General features: G+C 64.6%; 21 protein-coding genes and 1 tRNA gene. 12 read left to right on the forward strand and 10 right to left on the reverse strand.

Features of this window, described 5'->3' with window-relative positions; genetic code table 11:
* Window positions 1-51: 51 nt before the first annotated feature.
* The 4 genes from ACIPY3_RS01085 to ACIPY3_RS01100 all read right to left on the reverse strand — a co-directional run bounded on the left by ACIPY3_RS01085 (window position 52) and on the right by ACIPY3_RS01100 (window position 5,261).
* Complete coding sequence (locus ACIPY3_RS01085; protein ID WP_400329055.1) at window positions 52-1,020, reverse strand: NUDIX domain-containing protein; 969 nt, start codon at window positions 1,018-1,020, stop codon at window positions 52-54.
* An 8-nt stretch (window positions 1,021-1,028) separates the two neighbouring features.
* On the reverse strand, window positions 1,029-3,278 hold the full coding sequence (locus ACIPY3_RS01090; RefSeq protein WP_397324289.1) for an RNA degradosome polyphosphate kinase: 2,250 nt from the start codon (window positions 3,276-3,278) through the stop codon (window positions 1,029-1,031).
* Window positions 3,279-3,382: 104 nt separating this feature from the next.
* Window positions 3,383-4,354, reverse strand: a complete 972-nt coding sequence (gene mshD / locus ACIPY3_RS01095) for a mycothiol synthase (protein WP_400329058.1) — start codon at window positions 4,352-4,354, stop codon at window positions 3,383-3,385.
* Window positions 4,355-4,562: 208 nt separating this feature from the next.
* Complete coding sequence (locus ACIPY3_RS01100) at window positions 4,563-5,261, reverse strand: winged-helix domain-containing protein (RefSeq protein ID WP_397324286.1); 699 nt, start codon at window positions 5,259-5,261, stop codon at window positions 4,563-4,565.
* Window positions 5,262-5,525: 264 nt separating this feature from the next.
* On the opposite strand from ACIPY3_RS01100, the gene ACIPY3_RS01105 reads away from it, so the two are divergent.
* The 7 genes from ACIPY3_RS01105 to ACIPY3_RS01135 all read left to right on the forward strand — a co-directional run bounded on the left by ACIPY3_RS01105 (window position 5,526) and on the right by ACIPY3_RS01135 (window position 11,647).
* Window positions 5,526-6,260, forward strand: a complete 735-nt coding sequence (locus ACIPY3_RS01105) for a permease (RefSeq protein WP_397324284.1) — start codon at window positions 5,526-5,528, stop codon at window positions 6,258-6,260.
* Window positions 6,261-6,426: 166 nt separating this feature from the next.
* A complete protein-coding gene (locus tag ACIPY3_RS01110; protein WP_397324283.1) occupies window positions 6,427-7,026 on the forward strand; it encodes an FABP family protein in 600 nt (199 codons plus the stop codon).
* An 80-nt stretch (window positions 7,027-7,106) separates the two neighbouring features.
* Entirely contained in the window at window positions 7,107-7,829 is a 723-nt protein-coding gene (locus ACIPY3_RS01115) for a flavodoxin family protein (protein ID WP_400329062.1), read from the forward strand.
* A gap of 52 nt (window positions 7,830-7,881) precedes the next feature.
* Window positions 7,882-8,967: a YgfZ/GcvT domain-containing protein gene (locus ACIPY3_RS01120; RefSeq protein ID WP_400329065.1), complete on the forward strand. Its 1,086-nt coding sequence runs from the start codon at window positions 7,882-7,884 to the stop codon at window positions 8,965-8,967.
* Window positions 8,964-9,389, forward strand: a complete 426-nt coding sequence (locus tag ACIPY3_RS01125; protein WP_400329068.1) for an ankyrin repeat domain-containing protein — start codon at window positions 8,964-8,966, stop codon at window positions 9,387-9,389. Before ACIPY3_RS01120 ends, ACIPY3_RS01125 begins: the two co-directional genes overlap by 4 nt.
* Window positions 9,390-9,501: 112 nt before the next feature.
* Entirely contained in the window at window positions 9,502-10,131 is a 630-nt protein-coding gene (locus ACIPY3_RS01130; protein ID WP_400329072.1) for a PadR family transcriptional regulator, read from the forward strand.
* The gene (locus ACIPY3_RS01135; protein ID WP_400329074.1) at window positions 10,115-11,647 is read left to right on the forward strand and encodes a DHA2 family efflux MFS transporter permease subunit; all 1,533 of its coding nucleotides are present in this window, start codon (window positions 10,115-10,117) and stop codon (window positions 11,645-11,647) included. Before ACIPY3_RS01130 ends, ACIPY3_RS01135 begins: the two co-directional genes overlap by 17 nt.
* A 100-nt stretch (window positions 11,648-11,747) precedes the next feature.
* Here ACIPY3_RS01135 and ACIPY3_RS01140 read toward each other — a convergent pair whose 3' ends face one another.
* From ACIPY3_RS01140 to ACIPY3_RS01160, 5 genes are all read right to left on the reverse strand, one after another.
* Window positions 11,748-12,488 carry a GNAT family N-acetyltransferase gene (locus ACIPY3_RS01140; RefSeq protein ID WP_400329076.1) on the reverse strand — a complete coding sequence of 247 codons (741 nt, stop codon included), beginning with the start codon at window positions 12,486-12,488 and terminating at the stop codon, window positions 11,748-11,750.
* Between the two features lie 9 nt (window positions 12,489-12,497).
* Window positions 12,498-13,523 carry a 6-phosphofructokinase gene (locus ACIPY3_RS01145; RefSeq protein WP_387435091.1) on the reverse strand — a complete coding sequence of 342 codons (1,026 nt, stop codon included), beginning with the start codon at window positions 13,521-13,523 and terminating at the stop codon, window positions 12,498-12,500.
* Window positions 13,524-13,729: 206 nt separating this feature from the next.
* A complete protein-coding gene (locus ACIPY3_RS01150) occupies window positions 13,730-13,978 on the reverse strand; it encodes a PspC domain-containing protein (protein ID WP_400329078.1) in 249 nt (82 codons plus the stop codon).
* Window positions 13,979-13,980: 2 nt separating this feature from the next.
* A complete protein-coding gene (locus ACIPY3_RS01155; protein WP_400329081.1) occupies window positions 13,981-14,382 on the reverse strand; it encodes a hypothetical protein in 402 nt (133 codons plus the stop codon).
* Window position 14,383: 1 nt separating this feature from the next.
* Window positions 14,384-15,910 carry a PspC domain-containing protein gene (locus tag ACIPY3_RS01160; protein ID WP_400329083.1) on the reverse strand — a complete coding sequence of 509 codons (1,527 nt, stop codon included), beginning with the start codon at window positions 15,908-15,910 and terminating at the stop codon, window positions 14,384-14,386.
* A gap of 125 nt (window positions 15,911-16,035) precedes the next feature.
* Here ACIPY3_RS01160 and ACIPY3_RS01165 point away from each other — a divergent pair, with 125 nt between their 5' ends.
* Entirely contained in the window at window positions 16,036-17,520 is a 1,485-nt protein-coding gene (locus tag ACIPY3_RS01165; RefSeq protein WP_400329086.1) for a PspC domain-containing protein, read from the forward strand.
* Complete coding sequence (locus ACIPY3_RS01170; protein WP_400329089.1) at window positions 17,517-18,191, forward strand: LuxR C-terminal-related transcriptional regulator; 675 nt, start codon at window positions 17,517-17,519, stop codon at window positions 18,189-18,191. The genes ACIPY3_RS01165 and ACIPY3_RS01170 overlap by 4 nt, the downstream gene beginning before the upstream one ends.
* 148 nt (window positions 18,192-18,339) lie before the next feature.
* On the opposite strand, the gene ACIPY3_RS01175 is transcribed toward ACIPY3_RS01170, so the two are convergent.
* Complete coding sequence (locus tag ACIPY3_RS01175) at window positions 18,340-19,569, reverse strand: pyridoxal phosphate-dependent aminotransferase (RefSeq protein WP_400329091.1); 1,230 nt, start codon at window positions 19,567-19,569, stop codon at window positions 18,340-18,342.
* A 256-nt stretch (window positions 19,570-19,825) separates the two neighbouring features.
* Between ACIPY3_RS01175 and ACIPY3_RS01180 the strand changes: the two genes are divergently transcribed.
* From ACIPY3_RS01180 to nusG, 3 genes are all read left to right on the forward strand, one after another.
* Window positions 19,826-19,898: transfer RNA gene (locus tag ACIPY3_RS01180), tRNA-Trp, on the forward strand.
* A gap of 80 nt (window positions 19,899-19,978) precedes the next feature.
* Window positions 19,979-20,260: a preprotein translocase subunit SecE gene (gene secE / locus ACIPY3_RS01185; protein WP_387435083.1), complete on the forward strand. Its 282-nt coding sequence runs from the start codon at window positions 19,979-19,981 to the stop codon at window positions 20,258-20,260.
* A 111-nt stretch (window positions 20,261-20,371) separates the two neighbouring features.
* Window positions 20,372-21,220, forward strand: a complete 849-nt coding sequence (gene nusG, locus ACIPY3_RS01190) for a transcription termination/antitermination protein NusG (RefSeq protein WP_400329093.1) — start codon at window positions 20,372-20,374, stop codon at window positions 21,218-21,220.
* Window positions 21,221-21,260 lie beyond the last annotated feature (40 nt).

The raw sequence follows: 21,260 nt of genomic DNA on the forward strand, positions 1-21,260 counted from the left end.
TCGAATCAATGTGTCAAGTATTTGATACAAAGACCCGGGGGTCAATTGAGCTCAGTCGTCGAAGGGCCTGACCTGCTCCACGGACACCACTTTCCGTTCGCTGCCGCGGACCACCTGGCACACAATCACTTCGCCCGGGGTCAGGAAGGGATCTGAATCGGGCAGCAGCTTTCGCAGGGACCCGGACATGTGCAGGCCAAGTTGCTTCAGCACGGTTGGCAGGGCCGGACGATGCGTGCACACGGCGATGGGCACCTGCTTGTCGAACAGGGCCTCCACCGCTGCCGCGGTCTTCTTCGGTGACCGGTCGTGGTTGTGTTCGGTGAGGGCTTCCACCAGTTTCACCTTGGCTCCGCTGGCCTTGGCATAGGGGGCGATGGTGGCGACGCAGCGCACCCACGGGCTGGTCACGATGCGCTGGGGTTTCCATCCCTGCAGGAGGCGCTGCACGGCAACGGCTTGCCGCTGCCCCGTGGCCGCCAGTGGCCTGTCTCCTTCGGCCTTGGTCCACGACGATCGCGGCTTGGCCTTGGCATGGCGGATCAGTACCAGCGGCCAGGTGTCGAGTTCTCCTTTGACGTGCGCTTTCTCCAGGTACTCGAGTGGCGCTACGTCCGAAGGGTTGCTCAGGAAGGTGGCCGCCCTGTCCGGGCTGCACCACATGACACTGTCCACTTCCTTGCCGTCCGGACGGAGAAGATCTCCATTGACCCGGACAGCCCAATAACGGACAACCTTGAGGCCGGCATTCACGTGGTAGTGGATGGGTGGCAAGGGGATGCCCAGGGTGGCATCCAGCCCAATCTCTTCACGCACTTCCCGGACGGCGCACTCCGGAACCGTCTCGCCGTCGTCGAGCTTTCCTTTGGGCCAGGACCAATCGTCGTAGCGTGGTCGGTGGATGAGCAGCACTTCGAGGGCACCTTTGTTGATGCGCCAGGGAATGGCGCCGGCCGCCACGACGGCTACCGGTTCGCCCGGATGGTCCGTCTGGTCGGCCACGGGGGTATCGCTGTTCAACTCTTCCCTTACCGCCGCGCTGCTGCCCGCTGACGCGAACGCGAAGCCAGGAGCCAGGACTGCATGTCCAGCAACGGTTCGCCGTTACCGTCCAGGTGGTGGCGGGTCCAGTGGCCTTGGTTGTCCAGATGCCAGCTGGCCGTACCGTCGTCCACGTAGCGGCGCATCAGGTCCAGGACCGTGTTCACATCGTCCTTGCTGGCAAGTTGGACCAACGCTTCCACACGCCTGTCGAGGTTGCGGTGCATCATGTCCGCGGAACCGATGTACACCACCGGGTCCCCGCCGTTCGCGAAGGCAAAGACACGGGAATGTTCGAGGAACCGTCCCAGGATGGAACGGACCGTAATGTTCTCGCTGAGCCCGGGAACGCCGGGCCGCAGCGAGCAGATGCCACGCACCACCACGTCTACCTTCACGCCCGCCTGGGACGCCCGGTAGAGGGAGTCGATGATGGCTTCGTCCACCATGGAGTTGACCTTGATCTGCACCCGGGCAGGTATACCTTTGCGGGCGTTGCGGATCTCCGTCTCGATCCGGTCCACCAGGCCGGAACGTACCGAACGCGGTGCCACGAGGAGCCGCTTGAACGTGGACTTCGGGGCGTAGCCGGAAAGCTGGTTGAAGAGCTTGGAGAGGTCCTCGCCCACCTGCTCATTGGACGTCAGCAGGCCCAGGTCCTCGTAGTAGCGGGCCGTGCGCGGATGGTAGTTGCCCGTCCCGATGTGGCAATAGCGCCGCAGTCCGTCCACTTCCTGGCGGACCACCAGGGACAATTTGCAGTGGGTTTTGAGGCCCACGATGCCGTACACCACGTGTACGCCGGCCTGCTCGAGCTTTCGTGCCCAGGAAATGTTGGCTTGCTCGTCGAAGCGTGCCTTGATCTCCACGAGGGCCAGTACCTGCTTGCCGGCCTCGGCAGCATCGATCAGGGCGTCCACGATCGGGGAGTCGCCTGAGGTCCGGTACAGGGTCTGCTTGATGGCCTGGACCTTGGGGTCGGCAGCAGCCTGCTCAAGGAACGCCTGGACCGAAGTGGAGAACGAGTCGTAGGGGTGGTGCAGCAGGATGTCGCGGCGGCGCATTGCGGCGAACACGTTGGCGGCCTTGGACGTCTCGGATTCGTTCAGGTACCGGGACGTGTGCGGAACGTGCTTGGGGTAGTGCAGGTCCGGGCGGTCGATGCCGCCGATGACCGAGAGGCCCCGGAGGTCCAGCGGAGCCGGGACGGAGTAGACCTCGGATTCGTCCACGCCGAGTTCGCGGACCAGCAGCGCACGGATGTTCGGGTTGATGTCCGTGGTGACTTCAAGGCGCACGGGCGGGCCGAAACGGCGGCGCAGGAGTTCCTTCTCCAGTGCCTGCAGCAGGTTCTCGGCGTCGTCTTCTTCCACCTCGACGTCTTCGTTACGGGTGACGCGGAAGGTGTGGTGCTCCAGGACCTCCATGCCGGGGAAGAGCTTGTCCAGGTGGACGGCAATGAGTTCTTCAAGGGCGATGAAGCGGGCCACACGGCCGGGAACTGCACCGGCGCGGGGTCCGTCCACCGAGATGAGCCGCGGGAGCTGGTCCGGAACCTTCACACGCGCAAAGAGTTCCTTTTCGCTGACCGGGTTGCTCACGATCACGGCCAGGTTCAAGGACAGGCCCGAGATGTACGGGAAGGGGTGTGCCGGATCCACAGCCAGGGGAGTGAGGATGGGGAACACCTTCTCCTGGAACATGAGGCTAAGGCGGTGCCGGGCCTCTTCGTCGAGCTCGTTCCAGTGCATGATGTGGATGTGCTCGTAGGCCAGGGCAGGGCGGATCTGCTCGGCGAAGACGCGGGCGTGGCGTTCCTGAAGCTTGTGGGCTTCCTCGCCGATCTGTTCAAGAACCTCTATGGGGCTGAGCCCGGCAGGGGACGGGACGGCCAGGCCCGTGGCGATGCGGCGCTTGAGGCCGGCCACGCGGACCATGAAGAACTCGTCCAGGTTGGAGGCAAAGATGGAAAGGAAGTTGACCCGCTCCAACAGGAAGAGGTCCGGATCTTCGGCGAGTTCCAGGACGCGCGAGTTGAACGCCAGCCAGCTGAGTTCGCGGTCGAGGAACCGGTCCGGCGAAATGTCGCCTTCGGGCTCCAGGCTCGGGGCGAACTCCGGAATGTCAATGCGATCCTGGGTGGCCCGTGCGGCGGGCACTTCCGAGGAGCCGAAGCGCGCGGGCAGCGTGGCGCCCTTTGAGGTGGATCCGGCGGTGCCGACGGGGTCCGGCTGCATGGGTTTCTCCTAAGCTCAGGACTGGGGTTTCCTCCCACATTACAAGCAATTGGGCGGCTCGAATCGATGATGTCCAGCCCTTTCCGGCAGATGGACGCTCGTGGTTAATTTTTGGTTAACGGTCCATACAAAACGTCCGTGTCCCAGCGGACGAAGCCCAGTTTTTGGTATAGGGCCACGGCGGCTTCATTGTCCGCGTCCACGTACAGCATGACCGCGTGGAGGTCCTGGTCCTGGAGGTGCCGGATGCCCGCCACAGTGAGTGCTTTACCAAGCCCAAGCCCCTGTGCTTCCGGCGTGACACCCACGACGTAGACCTCACCGATGGCCGGGTGGGCTCCCTGCCGTGGATGAACTTTGGTCCAGTGGTAACCCAGGAGTTCCCCGCCGGCGTTTACGGCGAGAAGGAAGCCCTCGGGGTCGAACCAGTCCTCGGCCTCGCGTGCCTGCACATCTGCCAGCGTCATGGAGCCCTGCTCCGGATGGTGCGCGAAAGCGGCGCGGTTGGCAGCCAGCCAGGCTTGCTCATCCTGACCCGGCACGAACGCGCGCAGCGAAACATCCGGCGGCAGGACGACGTCGGGCAGTGCTGCGGTGGAGGACATCAGCCGCATCTTCCGCAACTCCCGGACCGGGCCGTAACCGAAGCGCGCGGCCAGTTCGGCGGCCGCCTCGTGATTGCCGTGGGACCACGCCGTCAGGCCTGCGAAGCCGCGCTTTTCCTGGAGTGCCGCCAGGAGGCGGCCCGCTACGCCCTGGTTCCGGTAACTGGGGTGCACGGCCAGTTCCAGGACGCCGCTCCCGTCGGGCGCTTCAACGACGACGGCGATGCCGGCGAGGTCGTCCGCGGTGGACGGATCCGAATCTTCATCGGGTGCATAGAGTGCCAAGGAAAGGAGTGCATGTCCGCCGCCGTCCGCGCCGCGCAAGGTGACCAGCGTCTGCTCCGAGAGCGGGGGATTCCCGTCCGACTCGCCGGCAGCAGCCGCGAGCGTGCTGAAGTCCTTGAAGAGTCCGGGGTCAAGTGCGCCGGTGACGTGCAGTACGGGCCAGTTCTCGGGGTGCGCGTGACTCATGATGCAAGGCTATACGCCCGGGGCAAGCCCCGCGATTTGGCATGCCCGGCCAACAGGGGTAGTCTCGTTATCTCGTTCGGCTTCCCGAAGCCGGGCGCGAGGGGGATCCACCAGTGGGGTGGCTTCGATACGTTCGACCCGTATGTCCTCCACAACGCGGCAAAGGGCCGGGAATCACAGTGATTCCCGGCCCTTTCTGCTGTGGGTGTCAGGCTTCGGACAATTCGTCATCCGGAAGCCGGACCAGCGTCAGGCGGTAGCCGACGTTGCGGACGGTGCTGATGAGGTTCTCGTGGTCGACGCCGAGCTTGGCGCGCAGGCGGCGGATGTGGACATCCACGGTGCGGGTGCCGCCGTAATAGTCGTAGCCCCACACCTCGGTGAGCAACTGCTGGCGCGTGAAAACGCGGCCGGGGTGCTGGGCCAGGTACTTCAGGAGCTCGAACTCCTTGAAAGTAAGGTTCAGCGGCTGCCCGGCTACGCGGGCTGTGTAGCTGGCCTCGTCAATAACGACGCCGGCTGCCCGGATTTCGGTCTGCGTTTCCTCTTCGCCCGGCGTGGCACGGGCCATGGCCAGGCGGATGCGGGCCTCCACCTCTGCGGGGCCGGCAGAATCCAGCACGATGTCGTCAACGGACCAGGCCGAGGAGACGGCAGCCATGCCGCCCTCGGTCAGGATCAGCATGAGGGGTGCGCTGAGGCCGGTGGCCTTGAGTAGTTGCGTCAGGGAACGCGCCCCTACCAGGTCCTTCCGGGCATCGAGGAAGACGATGTCCGTAGGGTCGGTTTCAAGCAGGGCTGTAGGTTCTGCCGGGAGGATGTGCACACGGTGGTTGAGCAACTCCAAGGCAGGCAGGATGTCCACCGAAGATCCGGTGCTGTTCGTCAGGAGCAGGATGTGCGACATAGTTCCTCCAATGGGCTGTCCGCGCATCATCGGGCGTCGAAACCGGAGTTTCACCGGCCGGTCACGGCGAACTGGGACCGCCCTTGCCGTTGTAACGGGATCGAGGCGATGACAGTGCACTGTTGATGTCCGAGTATACCCACCAGGGCCCGTGCAGTCAGGGATTCGTGACGGTCCGGCACCGGAATTACGACATATCGGGCCGCCATGAGGCAGGATTGACGAGAGGTCGTTAGGCGCATCGAATTGAGGATCGGGCACACAGTGAAGTCTTGGAGCATTGGGGTATTCGGACTTGTGGCGCTCGCAGCCATCGTGTCCAGCACCTTCGTTTCCCGGGAGGCCATGGTGGGCGTGGGAATCGTTGCCTCCGCCGCCGTGGGAATCGGCTGGCCCCACTTCCTTGCCGTCCCCGCCAAGAAAACCCTGGCTTCGGTCATCGCGTTGGCCGGCGCCGGTTCGGCCGTGACTGCCGCCTACATGCCCGCGCCGGGATTCCTGGACGGCACCCCTGCCTTCATCGCCGTGGGCGTGATGGCCGTCTTTATCATCCAGTTGATCCGGGGAACCGGGCAGGCGCAACGGCTTGAATCAACCCTGGGTTGCTGCGCCGGCGTGCTGCTCAACTGCCTCGGTGCGGGCTGGATCGCCGGTGCGCGGTTCAACGGCGTCAAGGAGATGGTCCTCGTGGCCGGACTCAGCGCAGCCGTGGCACTCCTGGTGGGCGTCATCCGCTGGCCGGACCGGATCGTCGCACCCCTGGGCGTCGTCATGGCCGGGCTCATGGCGCCGCTGGCCGGGTTGGTTTTCTCCGACATCGCGGTCCTCCCTGCGGCCCTGGTTGGCGTTGTCGTGGGCTCGGTCCTGGTGTGCTTCCGCCGCATGACCACCCTGCGGCGCGGTCGCCTCAATCTTCCTGCGGCACTGGGCATGGGTGTTGCACCCGTCTGGGCTGTGGGGGCGCTGGCTTACTTCATAGACAAACTACTCATCTACTAACGGTTAGGATGGCATCATGTCTGTTCTCGCATTTGAAATCTTCTTCCTGGTCCTCCTTGGCCTCGCCAGCATCTCCATGGCCTGGTTCGCCGGCTTTGTTGTCTACCGCCTTTTCAAGGGCCAGAAGTAATCACCCCCTTCACGCCCTTCAACAGAGGTAGTGGTTGTGCCTATTGAGATCCCAACGGACCTGACCCCTGAACTCGTCCCCCTTTCCTGGCTCATTGGCGAGTGGGAAGGCCGCGGCCGGCTCGGCAGCGGCGACGAGGACTCGGAGCACTTCGTCCAGCATGTTTCCTTCACCCACAATGGCCTGCCCTACCTGCAGTACCGGGCCGAGAGCTGGATCAGTGACGACGCCGGCACAAAGTTGCGCCCGCTGACCGTCGAGACCGGATTCTGGGCGCTGGAACGGGAACTCCAGGAGGGCGATGGCGGCCCCGGACTGGTTCCCGCGGACATCGTTCCCGTACTCAAGACGGCAGACGACGTGGAAGAGCGCCGGAACAAGGACGGCGGCTTCGACCTCTCCGTTTCGATCTCCCACCCAGGTGGCATCACGGAGCTGTACTACGGCCAGATCAAAGGCCCCCAGATCCAGCTCAGCACCGACATGGTGATGCGGGGCAGCCACTCCAAGGAATACACGGCGGCAACCCGTATCTTCGGACTGGTGGATGGCAACCTGCTGTGGCGGTGGGATGTAGCCGCCAACGGCAAGTCACTTGAAGCCCACGCCTCGGCGTTCCTCCATAAAGCCTCCTGAGGCACCGGCCTGACGGCCGCCCAATCCGCGGCGAGGCCTCACTGAACGTTCCATAAAGCAACCAGCAAAAGGAGCAGCAAGTGACAGACAACCTCAAGCCCGGGGGCTACGAGGGCCTCAAGGCCGTGTTCTTCAACGGAACCTTGAAGCCCTCGCCGCAGCTCAGCAACACCGACGGCCTGATCCGCATCAGCCGGGACATCATGGAGAAGCAGGGCGTCTCCACCCGGCTGTTCAGGACCGTGGACCATGACATCGCCAGTGGCGTCTATCCGGACATGCGGGAGCACGGCTGGAAGAGCGACGAATGGCCGGAGATCTACCCTTCGGTGCAGGAAGCGGACATCGTGGTGGTGGCCGGCCCCATCTGGCTGGGCGACAACTCCTCCCAAACCAAGAAGCTGATCGAACGCCTGTACGCCCACTCGGGCCAGCTCAACAGCAAGGGCCAGTGGGCTTTCTATCCGAAAGTCGGCGGCTGCCTGATCACCGGTAACGAGGACGGCATCAAGCACTGCTCCATGAACGTGCTTTACAGTCTCCAGCACGTCGGCTTCACCATCCCGCCGCAGGCCGATGCCGGCTGGATCGGTCCCGTGGGCCCCGGTCCCAGCTACCTGGACGAAGGATCGGGCGGCCCGGAGAGTGATTTTACTAACAGGAACACCACCTTCATGACGTGGAACCTGCTGCACCTGGCCAAGCTCCTGCGCGACGCCGGTGGCATTCCCTCCTACGGGAACCTGCCGGATGAATGGAAAGCCGGAACGCGCTTCGATTTCGAAAACCCCGAGTACCGCTGAGGAACCGTACCCCTCAGGGAATACGCCCGAACACCAAGGACTTCTACTACATATGACTTACAAGAGCCCTCTGTTGTCGCGCCCTGGCGCAGTCGAGGACACCGGCCTCGATGCCGGCGTCGCGGCCCACTACGGCGAGCCGCTGCGCGAGCAACGCGCCCTCGCAACCGGTACCGCCGTCGTCGATCTGTCCAACCGCGGCGTGGTGACGGTGGCCGGACCTGACCGGCTCAGCTGGCTCAACACCCTCTCGTCGCAGCAGCTCACCAACCTCCAGCCGAAGGTGGCCAGCGAACTGCTGCTGCTCAGCGTCCAGGGCCGCATCGAATTCGATGCGCGGGTTATCGACGACGGCGGCACCACCTGGCTGATCGTCGAGGCAGCGGAAGCCCAACCCCTTGCGGAATGGCTGAACAAGATGAAGTTCATGCTGCGCGTGGAGATCGCCGACGTTTCTGCGGACTGGGCCGTGGTTGGCTCCACCAGGCCGGTGGAGCAACTCGCCGACCGCCTGGTGTGGGAAGACCCGTGGCCGCATGTGGGTCCGGGTGGTTACTCCTACAGCTTGGTTCCCGAAGAATCGCATCCGGGGTTGGAACGTCCCTGGTTCGAGTACCTCGTGCCGGTTTCCGGGCTTGAAGCTGCGGTCGGGGGCCTGCCCTTGGCTGGTGCCATGGCGGCCGACGCCCTCCGCATCGCCGCCTGGCGTCCCCGTTTGGGTGCCGAAACGGACGACAAGACCATTCCCCACGAACTCGACCTGATCCGTACGTCCGTGCACCTGAACAAGGGTTGCTACAAGGGCCAGGAAACCATTGCCCGCGTCCACAACCTCGGCCATCCGCCGCGGCGGTTGGTCTTCCTCCAACTGGACGGTTCACAGCACACCCTCCCCGCCGCTGGCAGCGTCGTATTTGCCGGGGAACGCAAGGTGGGTACTCTGACATCTGTGGCGCAGCACTTCGAGATGGGCCCGGTGGCTTTGGCTGTCATCAAGCGTTCGGTGTCTGCCGAAGATACGTTGACGGTGATGGACGGCGATGAGCCGTACGTCGCAGCCCAGGAAGTGATCGTCGCCCCCGACGCCGGCCAGGTGGTCGGGCGCCAGACCGGATTCCTGAAGGGACCCCACCGATGACCCAGCCCACCACGCCGGAGGCGGCGGACGCCCAGCCTTCGAACCAGGCCGACGACGAAACGTTGGCTTTGGCGCACGCGCTCTTTGACGCCGCCCGGGAAGGCAACTCCGAACTCTTGCGGGGTTACCTCGGCGCCGGTGCTCCCGCGACGCTGACCAACGCGGCGGGGGATTCGTTGCTCATGCTGGCGGCTTACCATGGCCACGAGGAAACCGTTCAGCTCCTGGTGCATCACGGCGCCGACGTGAATGCGGCCAACGACCGTGGGCAGACTCCACTCGCCGGGGCGGTTTTCAAGGGCTACGCAGGCGTAGCCAGGGTCCTGGTGGACGCTGGCGCGGATCCCGACGCCGGCACGCCCAGTGCCCGGGACGCAGCGAAGATGTTCGCGCGCACCGAGATCCTGGATTTGTTGGGCTAGCCGCAAGGCCGTTCCAGAGAACCCTGTTGCCTGTGGCAACAGGGTTTTCTTGCGTCTGACTATTCCACGTGGAATAGTTGTAGTGGAATATTTGCTGTGGAAGGGGTTTGTCGTGCCAAAAGCCGCTGACCTGACGCCCTTGGGTGTCGCCGCGCTGGCGCTGCTGGCCGAAGGACCCATGCACCCTTACGAGATGTACCAGGTCCTGATGGCACGCCATGAGGACCGCCTGGTCAAGGTCCGTCCCGGAACGCTGTACCACGCCGTCGGACGCCTGGCTGAGAACGGCCTGGTGGAAGCTGCCGGTACCGAACGCGAAGGCAACCGGCCGGAGCGCACGACGTACCGGATCACGTACGCCGGCCACGAAGCCCTGGATGCGCGGCTGCAGGACATGCTGGCGACTCCCATCAATGAATACCCCACCTTTCCCCACGCCATCGCGGAGGCCCATCACCTCCCGGCGGAGGTGGTGGCCGAACTGCTCGAGGGGCGGCTGGCGGCCCTCGGTGCCGATCTCGACTTCCTCCAGCAGGCCGAGGTGGCTGTGACGGCCAAGGGCCTCGAACGCAAATATTGGATAGACGTCACCTATCAACAAGCCATGCTTCGAACAGAGATCTCGTGGATCCGCGAGCTCCTTGCGGAGTTGTGCAGCGGTCAGCTGCCCTGGGACAACCCCCAGCCAACTCCGGCCGAACTTTCCACCAAACCAAAGGAATCCCTTGGAAAACGTAGCTAAGCCGTGGCCGGCCCTCTGGTCACTTGTGGTTGGCTTCTTCATGATCCTGATCGACACCACCATTGTGTCGGTCGCCAATCCACGGATCATGGAAGGCCTGAATACCGACATCAACGCCGTGATCTGGGTAACCAGCGCGTACCTTCTGGCCTACGCGGTGCCCCTGCTGATCACCGGCAGGCTTGGTGACCGCTTCGGTCCCAAGAACCTGTACCTCATTGGCCTGGTGGTCTTCACCCTGGCCTCGCTGTGGTGCGGACTCTCCGGAGACGTCACCATGCTCATCGCCGCGCGGGCCGTCCAAGGCCTGGGTGCAGCCATGATGACTCCCCAAACCATGGCAGTCATCACCCGCATCTTTCCCCCGGACCGCCGCGGGGCAGCCATGGGCCTGTGGGGCGCCACTGCCGGCATGGCCGTGCTCGTCGGCCCGATCCTGGGAGGCGTCCTGGTGGACGGACTGGGCTGGGAGTGGATCTTCTTCGTCAACGTTCCCATCGGCATCGTGGCCTTCATCCTCGTCACCCGCTTCGTGCCCAAGCTGACCACCCACAGCCACTCCTTCGACATCCTCGGCGTGGTGCTCTCGGCCCTCGGCATGTTCCTGCTGGTCTTCGGTATCCAGGAGGGCCAGACCTACAAGTGGGGAGTGGTCAACGGCTTCATCACGGTGTGGGGACTCATCATCGCCGGCATCGTTGTTTTGGCTGTTTTCATAGCCTGGCAGTGGTGGCTCGAGCGCCGCGGTGGTGAGCCGCTCCTGCCGCTTGGCTTATTCAAGGACCGCAACTTCTCCCTGGGCAACTCCACCATCATGGCCGTGGGCTTCACGGTCACCGCGTTCCCGCTTCCCACGATCTTCTACTACCAGGTGGTCCGTGGACTGACGCCCACCCAGTCAGCCCTGCTGATGATCCCCATGGCCGTGATCTCCGGCGGCCTGGCCCCGTTCGTTGGAAAGCTGATCGACCGGGCCAACCCCCGCTGGTTCGCTGCGTTCGGATTGCTCTGCCTGTCCGGTGCACTCTTCTGGACAGCATCGCTCCTTGGGCCGGACACTCCCATCTGGATGTTCCTCCTGCCCAGCGCCCTCCAGGGTGTGGCCAACGCCTTCATCTGGGGTCCCGTGTCCAACGCCACCACCAGGAACCTGGCGCCCCGCCAGGCCGGCGCAGGATCCGGCGTGTTCAACACCACCCGGCAAATCGGCGCAGTGCTGGGTTCGGCGGCCATCGCCGCCCTGATCCAGTCCCGGCTTGCCGCGGAACTTCCCGCTGCGCCGGCAGGAGCTCCGGTGGGTGAAGCGTCCATGACCGGCGTGCTCCCGGAGTTCCTGCACGCAGGTTTCTCGACGGCCATGAGCCAGTCCATCCTGCTGCCCGCGTTCGCGATCCTGATAGGTGCGATGATCGCGCTGTTCTTCGCCAAGCCAAAGTCGGTGGAAAGCTGGGGCGCCAAACCAGCGGAGGCGGCCGCTCCTGCGCAGGATCCCGCGGCGCAGGACGCCCGCCACTAGCCGGTTTACAGGCTTGGCGGCCAAGAAGAGAGTGTGCACCGCGGTTGCCCCCGTCAAAGGGGCAGCAGTGGTGCACACTTTTTGCTTCGCGGGGTTGGCACTAACCGAGCAGCACTCCCGCGTGAAGCCCTCCGGTGGCGAAACCGAGGCTGCGGGCCATGGCCAAGGCTCCGGTATTGCTGACGTCGGCCTTCCACTGAAGAGTGAGGCCGGAGGCCAAGGCCTCGTGCGCGGCGATGGAGGCGGCAAGCTTTCCCACGCCCCGGCGGCGCCATGCGGGAGCCACCAGCACACCCATATCCGCCAGCAGGCCTTCCCACTCCGCGTAGGCACCGCAGGCTACCGGCGAGGCTTGCTCGTCCTCGGGGTGCATGATCGTGAAACGGTGCTCCAGCGACTGGAGGCCAACCTCGTTGACGTCATCGGGAGGGCACAGGCTCTCCAGGGCGATCGCTTCGGGATTTCCCCGGGATACCGTCAGGTCTTCGGACGGTTGGTTCAAAGGAAGGTCATCGGCGAAGAACAACGCCGATGACCCCAGGCCGTGACCGCCGTGCGTCCGGGTGAGGGTCAGCAGCGTGACGTGCTGTGCCAGTTCGGCATCGGGTATGTCCGCTGCTGCGTCGAGGGCCCAAGGGGGACCCACCAGCGCTGACACGCCGAACAGGCGGAGGAACTGGACGGCGCGGGCTGACTCATCGACCAGCGTGATCCGATCGCGCGGGCCTGCCGGGGATGAGGCGAGCCGGTCCGCGGCGGTGGCGAAAGCAGCGTCGTCGAGCCCTAAACGGCGAGCCCACGCCAGCTGGATAATGGCAGCGGACGTGGGCTCGAGAGTCATGGATTCAGACTAGCCGAACAACACACTCGCTTCGTCGTAGCGGTGCTGCGGCACGGTCTTGAGCTTGCCCAGGGCCTCTTCGAAGCCAACGTGGGAGATGTCCGTGCCCTTCAGGGCAACCATGGTGCCCCAGCGTCCGTCCACGACGGAGTCGATCGCGGCCATGCCAAGGCGGGTTGCCAGGACACGGTCGTAGGCGGTGGGGACGCCGCCGCGCTGGATGTGGCCCAGAATGGTGGCGCGGGTTTCGATCCCGGTGCGGGCTTCGATTTCCGGGGCGAGCTGGTCGGCGATGCCGCCCAGGCGGGGACGGCCGAAGGTGTCCAGGCCGCGCTCGGAGTGCGGGGATTCCATGTGGTCCGGCACGAAGCCTTCGGCCACCACAACCAGGGGCGCACGGCCACGGTCATGGGCTTCCTGGACCCATTCGGCGATCTGTTCGATGCTGACCTTCTGCTCGGGGATCAGGATGGCGTGTGCGCCGGAGGCCATGCCGGAGTGCAGGGCGATCCAGCCTACGTGCCGGCCCATGACCTCGGCGATCATGCAGCGGTGGTGGGACTCGCCGGTGGTGCGGAGACGGTCGATGGCCTCGGTGGCGATTTCGACGGCGGTATCGAAGCCGAAGGTGTAATCTGTGGCGTCGAGGTCGTTGTCCACGGTCTTGGGGACGCCGACGATCTTCAGTCCGGCGTCGGTGAGCCGCTTGGCCGCGGCGAGGGTGCCTTCACCACCGATCGCGATGATCGCGTCGATGCCCAGACGTTCCATATGCTCTTTGATGACCTCGGGTCCGCCGCCGTTTTCGAAGGGGTTGGTGCGCGAAGTTCCCAGGATGGTGCCGCCCTGCTTGGCGATGCCGCGGACCATGGTGCGGGGGATGTCGATGACATCACCTTCAACTACGCCGCGCCAGCCGTCGCGGAAGCCTACGAACTCCTGGCCATGGATGGCGATGCCCTTCAGGACTGCACCCCGGATCACTGCGTTGAGGCCGGGGCAGTCGCCACCGCTGGTAAGAATGCCAATTTTCATGTTTGCTCACTCATGGCTTGGAGGAATACGTGCCGAGCGCCACGCTGAGCTCCCCACGATTCTAGACGTGCATGTGGGGTGGGACACAAATGGTTACTTTTCACCCCGGGCGTGCGGTATTGGAAACCTGCCCACAACATGCGAACACCCTGCGTCCCGTGAAGTCTCCACGGGAGGCAGGGCGTCTTCGAACGAAGACCCGGATATCAGCGCGAACGCCGGCCGATGAACGATTCCAAGGGGATCTTGTTCCCCTGGTCCGGAAGGATGAGCCAGGCAAGGACGTAGAACACGATGGCCGGTCCCGGCAGGAGGCAGAAGAGCAGGAAAGCCACCCGGACATAGGCCACATCGACCTTGAGTTTGGCCGCGATGCCTCCGCAGACGCCACCCAACCAGCGTTGCGGTCCGCGCTTCAGGCCGAAGCCCCTGACGATGCTGAAGAACTTGTCCATGGCTACACCCTTCCTTGTTGGGAGCTCTTTGTCACTCGCCTGGAGCCCCGGCTGGCTGCCAGGAGGCCGCCGACCACCAGGGCTGCGCCGGCGCCGATCATGAGGCCGATCAGCACGTAGGTTCCGTTCAGCACCACCCAGCCCAGGGTGGAGACGAGCAAAAGTGCTGACAGTGCGATGACCACCAGGCCCCATACCACGGTGCCGATCCGCGCCTGCCGGGGTTCGTCGTCGTCCGCTTCCCGGTCCACTTTGTACGTGGGCTCCAGGTGCGGTGTCAGGGGGATCTGCTGCAGGCGGGGCGATGGGATGGGCTCCGTGGGACGGGTCTCCCGGGGAAGGTGCGCCGTGTGTGCTTCGGCGGCCTTGGAATCGTGGGTTCCGTTCGGCTCATTCGTGCTCATGTCAGTTTCCTTCCTGGATGGTCACGTTGCTGAAGGTGCCATCGATCTTCACCACGAGGTTGGCTCCTGGTTTGTCCGTGTTGTACAGTGTCCGGTCGTCCTGCAGCCTGCCGCCACGGTCCGTACCGCGCTCGTTCAGGTTGCCGAAGGTCATGTCCGCCTGGACTTCCACCGGCACGTTGTCCGGGATGACCACGGTGACGTTGCTGGCCGTTGCGTCCACCGGGATGGTGACCGGTGTGGTCAGCGGCGGGGTCAGGTTCAGGTCCGTGAGATCCACCGTTCCGCTGGCCCCCGTGACGTTGAATCCCGAGCGGGCCTGTTCGATGCTGGCAGGTGCCCAATTGACGTCATGGAACGTGAAGCGGTCACCGTTGCGGGGGATCACGTTGAAGATGCCGCCGATCACCAGCGCAACGATCGCCAGGAAGCCCAGGAACCCGGAGGTGCGTCCTCGAAGGCCCGCCACCAGGATGCCAAGGCCCAGGACAGCAGCGCCCACAGCCCAAACCACGGCGTTGGCAGCATTGCCCAGGTCGATCACGTTGCCGGCGTCGAGGGCCTTCAGGGTGCCACCGGCCAAGAGTGCGGTTCCGGCGGTGACGGCCACAATCGCAGCCCCCGGACCCTTGCGCTTGGGCCGGGCCGGCTTGGGCTCGCCACCCTGCGGCGGGGTGGGGCCGTAAGGCGGCCGCGGACCCGAGGGGTTGTACGGACCTGCCGGGTTGTAGGGTCCTGCCGGATGGTTCGGGCCGGCGGGGTTGGCTGATCCGGCCGGGGCCTGGGAGGTGCCGGGTGCACCTGGCTTGCCTGGCCCCGCCCCGTACACGGGGACGCCGGTGTTGGCCCCCGCCGGGCGGGTCACCGTGGCGGCGGAGCCGGCGGTGCCATAGGCCGTAGCGGAGGGGACCGAGGCGCCGAAGTCTTGCCGGTTCATGGGCTGCGTCGCTTTCTGGTTCTTGTTGCGTTGCACGAGGTAGTAGACCAAATAGGCAACGGCGCCTATCCAGAAGAGGGTCCAGAACAAGCCGGGAAGTCCGTTCCAGCCCCAGCCCCAGAAACCGCGGCCCAGGCTCGGCAGGCCGATGATCGTGGTGATCAGCGCACCGGTCATGCCCCCGGACCAGCGTCCCGCGCCGGCTTCCTGCACATGGATGCGGCCATCGGGTTCGGGAAGGAGTGCCCACGCCAGGCCGTAAAGGAGCACGCCGACGCCGGCGAACAAGGCCAGGACAATGAAGATCCCGCGGACAATGAGCGGATCGATGCCGAAGCGGTGGGCAATGCCGCTCGCGACGCCACCAACCCAGCGGTCCGGTCCACGGCGGATGCCCTGGTTGCGGATCCAATCGAAGAAGTTCTGCTGTGGAGCGGCGGGACCGCTGCCCGGCGTCCAGGACCGTCCGGAGTGACCTTCGGATTCGCCGGTGGGTGTGCCGGCAGGTGCACCGGTCGTGGCGTCGGGACCCGGGGAGCCCGCGTTGGCGGGGCGGCCGGATTCCTCGGGGTTCATGCTGTTCGCGTTCATACTTCGATCCTGCCGCTGGTGCCTGCCTGGCCTCTACTGGGGGATACCCTGAATGATCCCTGAGGGACCCCCGAACAAGGCTGGTTTCCGGTCCGGGCAACCCTGATCCGTGTTTGGATGGGTACATGAGCACTGCCGTACAACGCCCGCCGCTGGTCCGCAGCAGCGACCGCATGATCGCGGGCGTCTGCAGCGGACTCGCCGCGCATTTGGGCTGGCCGGTCAAGTACGTCCGGGTGGGCATGGTCCTGGCCTGTTTCGCCGGGGGAGCGGGCCTGGCCTTTTACGCCTGGTTGTGGACCATGGTTCCCACCGCTGATGAGAACGCACGCCGCAATGCCAAGCGGCCGGCGTCGCCCATTGCTCCTGCGGTGAGCCAGCCGCCGTCGGCGTCCGCAGCAGAAGCAAGGTACGACGCCGGTCCGTCACCTGCCGTTTTTGGCGCACCGCCGGAGTCTCCGGCTTTCGGGACAGCGACGGCATCCTCACCGTTCGGCGCGCCATCCGGAACCGCTGCGTATGTGGCGGCTCCGGGAACTCAGGAAGAACCCGTCGCCGGTGCAGCCGGGTGGCTCAGGCCGGCGGACGGCAGTGCACCTTGGTTTACGTTCCGACGCATCCAGTACGGCAAGGAGATCCTGCTGGGCGCGGGGCTGCTTCTGGTGGCTGCCATCCTGGTGGCCCGGCAATTCGGCGTGGACCTTCCCCTGGGAACGCTCATCCCTGCCGCGGCGATCCTGGGCGGCGCAGCCATAGCGTGGATGCAGCTCGACGAAACACGCAGGGCCGGCCTGGTGGACAAGACCAAAGCAGACCAGGCCGGGGGCTGGGTCCGCCTGGCGGCAGGCCTGGCCCTGGTGGTGGCCGGTGTCCTCGTGATGGTTTCCGGCTCGGGGTCCTGGGAGCAAACGTGGCTGGCCCTCCTTGCTTCGGTGGCCGTGCTGGGCGGTGTGGCCTTGGTGCTGCTCCCTTGGGGCCTGAAGTTCTGGAAGGACCTGGAGACGGAACGGGCCGGACGGGTCCGGGAAACCGAGCGCGCCGAGATCGCCGCGCACCTCCACGACTCCGTCCTGCAAACGCTCGCACTCATCCAGCGAAGGGCCGGTTCCGAGCAGGACGTGGTCCGCCTGGCGAGGGCCCAGGAACGTGAACTGCGTTCGTGGCTCTTCAGTGATTCCACCAAGGAGTCAGGACTCCTGGCCGAGCGCATCAAGGCCGTCGCGGCCGAAGTGGAGGACGCCCACGGCCATGCCGTGGAGGTGGTGAGCGTTGGTGACACGGAGATGACCGACAGGCATGAGGCCCTTGTCCAGGCCGCCAGGGAGGCGATGCTGAATGCGGCGCGCCATGGCGGCGGTACGGTTTCGGTCTACCTGGAAAGCACGGCCGGTGGCACGGAAGTCTTCGTCAAGGACCGTGGTCCCGGATTCGACCCCGACGCCGTGCCGGATGACCGGATGGGCGTTAAGGAATCCATTATTGGCCGCATGAAACGCCACGGCGGCACCGCGAAGATCATCAGCAGTGCCGACGGCACGGAGGTCCGCCTGGCGCTGCCCGCGGCCACCGCCGAGAACGGCGATTCACGGAACGGAGAGACCAAGCCATGAACAATACCCTCCAGGACGGCACCGGGCGGAGCGTACGCGTGGTGATCGTGGACGACCACACCATTTTCCGGTCGGGGTTGAAGGCCGATCTCGACCAGAGGATGCATGTGGTGGGCGAGGCCGGCACCGTGGAACAGGCCATCGCCGTGATAGCAGAGACCCGGCCCGAGGTGGTCCTTCTCGATGTCCACCTTCCCGGTGGGCTGGGCGGCGGTGGCCGCGAAGTCATCGCGGGTTCCGCTGCCTTGCTGGGCTCCACGAGCTTCCTGGCGCTCAGCGTCTCCGACGCCGCCGAGGACGTCGTGGCCGTGATCCGTGCCGGTGCGCGAGGCTACGTCACCAAGACCATCTCCGGTGCCGGGATTTCGGATGCCGTGATCCGCGTGGCCGATGGTGACGCCGTCTTCTCGCCCCGGCTCGCGGGGTTTGTCCTGGACGCGTTCGGGACGGCCCCGGCGGACATCGCGGACGATGAGCTGGACAAGCTGTCCGCCCGCGAACTGGAAGTCATGCGCCTGATCGCCCGGGGCTACAGCTACAAGGAAGTGGCCAAGGAACTGTTCATTTCCATCAAGACCGTGGAAACGCACGTCTCCGCGGTGCTCCGGAAGCTCCAGCTCTCCAGCCGCCACGAGCTCACCAAGTGGGCAGCCGAACGCCGCCTCCTCTAACCAATTCCCCACCCCAGACACCCCACCCACCCCCGGACGCTCTCTCACCTAACGCCCCTTTTTTCGGCAACCCTCTCTCACCGAATCCCGCTTAAACAGAAACGCTCTTCCACCAAACGAGGTGGAAGAGCGTTTCGGTGAACTTTCGCTACTTGGCCTTGCCCAGGAATTCCTGGATGCGCCGAACACCTTCGGCGAGGTCATCGTCGCCCAGCGCGTAGGAGAGGCGGACGTAGCCGGACGGACCGAAGGCCTCGCCGGGGACCACAGCGACCTCAACCTCGTCCAGGATGAGCGCGGCAAGCTCTGCCGACGTCGTCGGACGGGCGGTACCGTTGGAGGTTTCGAATTCCTTGCCCAGCAGCCCGCGGACGTCCGCGTACACGTAGAAGGCGCCTGTCGGCGTCGGGCATTCAACGCCGTCAATCGCGTTCAGGCCAGCCACGATCGCCTTGCGGCGGCGGTCGAAGGCAACCTTCATCTCGTCGACGGCGGTCAGTGGGCCTGTGAGGGCGGCGGCAGCTGCCACCTGCATGATGTTGGAAACGTTCGACGTCGCGTGCGACTGCAGGTTGGTGGCGGCCTTGATGACATCGGCGGGCCCGATCATCCAGCCCACGCGCCACCCGGTCATGGCGTACGTCTTGGCGACGCCGTTCAGGATGACAACCCGGTCGCCGAGTTCAGGTGCGGCGGTGGCGATGGAGGTGAATTCCACGCCGTCGTAGGTCAGGTGCTCGTAGATCTCATCCGTGACAACCCACAGGCCCTTGGATGCGGCCCACTTGCCGATTTCGGCAACCTGTTCCGGGCTGTAGACGGCGCCGGTCGGGTTGGAAGGCGACACGAACAACAGGATCTTGGTCTTGTCGGTCACGGCGGCCTCGAGCTGCTCGACGGTCACCAGGTAGCCCTGCTCCGGACCGGCGAAGACCTCAACGGGTACACCGCCTGCCAGGCGGATGGCCTCGGGGTAGGTGGTCCAGAAAGGCGTGGGGATGATGACTTCGTCGCCCGGGTCAACCAGGGTGGCAAAGGTGTTGTACACGGCCTGCTTGCCGCCGTTGGTCACCAGGACCTGGGACGGATCCACCTGGTATCCGGAGTCGCGCAGTGTCTTGTCCGCAATGGCTTTCTTCAGCTCGGGAAGGCCGGACGCCGGGGAGTACCGGTGGTACTTTGGCTGGCTGGCGGCCTCAATGGCAGCCTGCACAATGTAATCCGGGGTGGGGAAGTCGGGTTCACCGGCACCGAAGCCAATCACGGGGCGGCCCGCGGCCTTCAGTGCCTTGGCCTTGGCATCAACGGCAAGGGTGGCGGACTCGGCAATGGCGGAGATTCGTTGTGAAATGCGGGCGGCAGGTGTTCCGGCAGACATCTATGTACCGTTCTTCGCAGGCAGCTCGTGGGCTGGATGATGGGATTCGACGTAAACTACCTTATGCTGTTCTGCGGAGCTCCCGGGTGAGTGGCAGGCAATGTGACTGATGGTGCTGGTCACAGCGCATGCAACACGCCGGAAAGCCCCGGAATCGAGCCGGTTCGACTATCGCGAAATTCTTGCGTAGACTGGTTCACCGGTGTTGAAAAGCATCACAGGCTGTTCTGCGGCCTGAAACATGGATTCGATCCATAGGGTAGTGGCGCAATTGGTAGCGCAGCGGTCTCCAAAACCGCAGGTTGCAGGTTCGAGTCCTGTCTGCCCTGCGCAGGCTGTTCCGGCGGAAACGCCGGGACAAGCGCAGCAACCATGGCTCTGATCAGGGCCGGGTCAACGACTTTTCAAGGTGAGTGAGGACCAGGTGACCGAAACAGCTGCCAGCAGCTCGAAGGGCCGTCCTGCCAAGAAAGCCGAAGCCGGTTTCTTTGCCCGGATCGCACTCTTCGTCCGCCAGGTCATCGGCGAGCTGAAGAAGGTCGTCGCTCCGACCCGTAAAGAACTGATCAACTACACGCTCGTGGTGCTGGTGTTCGTCGTCATCATGATGGTCATCGTGACCCTTCTGGACCTTGCCTTCGGCACGGGTGTCAGCTGGGTCTTCGGAGGGTCAGGCGCTACGGACCGCTAAGCGGATCTGTCCGCAAGCCATGTGAAACCCCTGGAAACAGGGATTTTGCGGGGCTTGCGGAATTGAGCCATTTAAATAGGCATGTTAGGCAATGAGGAAGCAGGAGACCAAGTGTCTGAGCAGGAGCTCGAGGTAAACGAGACTGAGCTGGATGGGACCGAAGAGAACACGACCGCTGCCGCGGACGAGTCCGAGGTCGATTCCGCTGCACCCGAAACTGCCGACGTCGACGATTCCGAAGAGGCTTTCGAGGCTGACGTAGACGACGAATCCGACGATGAGTCGGACAGCGACGACGCAGACAGCGACGACGAAGCGGAAGGCGTTTCCCTGGAAGCCGCTGCCGCTGCCGCGCCGGTTGACCCCGCCGAGGAGTTCAAGTCCAAGCTTCGTCGCCAGGAAGGTGACTGGTACGTCATCCACTCCTACGCCGGTTACGAAAACCGCGTCAAGGCGAACCTGGAGACCCGCATCCAGACCCTGGACATGGAAGATTACATCTTCGAAATCCAGGTCCCCATGGAAGAGGTCGTGGAGATCAAGAACGCGCAGCGGAAGGTCATCAACCGCGTGCGCATCCCCGGCTACGTGCTGGTCCGCATGGACCTGACGGATGCTTCCTGGGGCGCCGTCCGGCACACCCCGGGTGTCACCGGCTTCGTGGGCAACGCCCACAACCCCGTGCCGCTGCGCCTGGACGAGGTCTTCTCCATGCTTGCTCCGGTCTTCGAAGAAGAGCAGGCCGAGAAGGGCAAGCCGGTCAACAAGCAGCACCAGGCTCCCGTGGCTGTCGACTTCGAAGTCGGCGAGTCCGTCATCGTCAAGGAAGGCCCGTTCGAGACCCTTCCGGCTACGATTTCCGAGATCAAGCCCGAGTCGCAGACCCTCGTGGTGCTGGTTTCGATCTTCGAACGCGAAACCCCGGTTACGCTCGCCTTCAACCAGGTCACCAAGATCTAGTCGATTCAAAGATTTCGCTCCCGGCCGCCTGCTTAGCGGT

Source organism: Paenarthrobacter sp. NPDC089714, assembly GCF_044748905.1.
Taxonomy (GTDB): Bacteria; Actinomycetota; Actinomycetes; order Actinomycetales; family Micrococcaceae; genus Arthrobacter.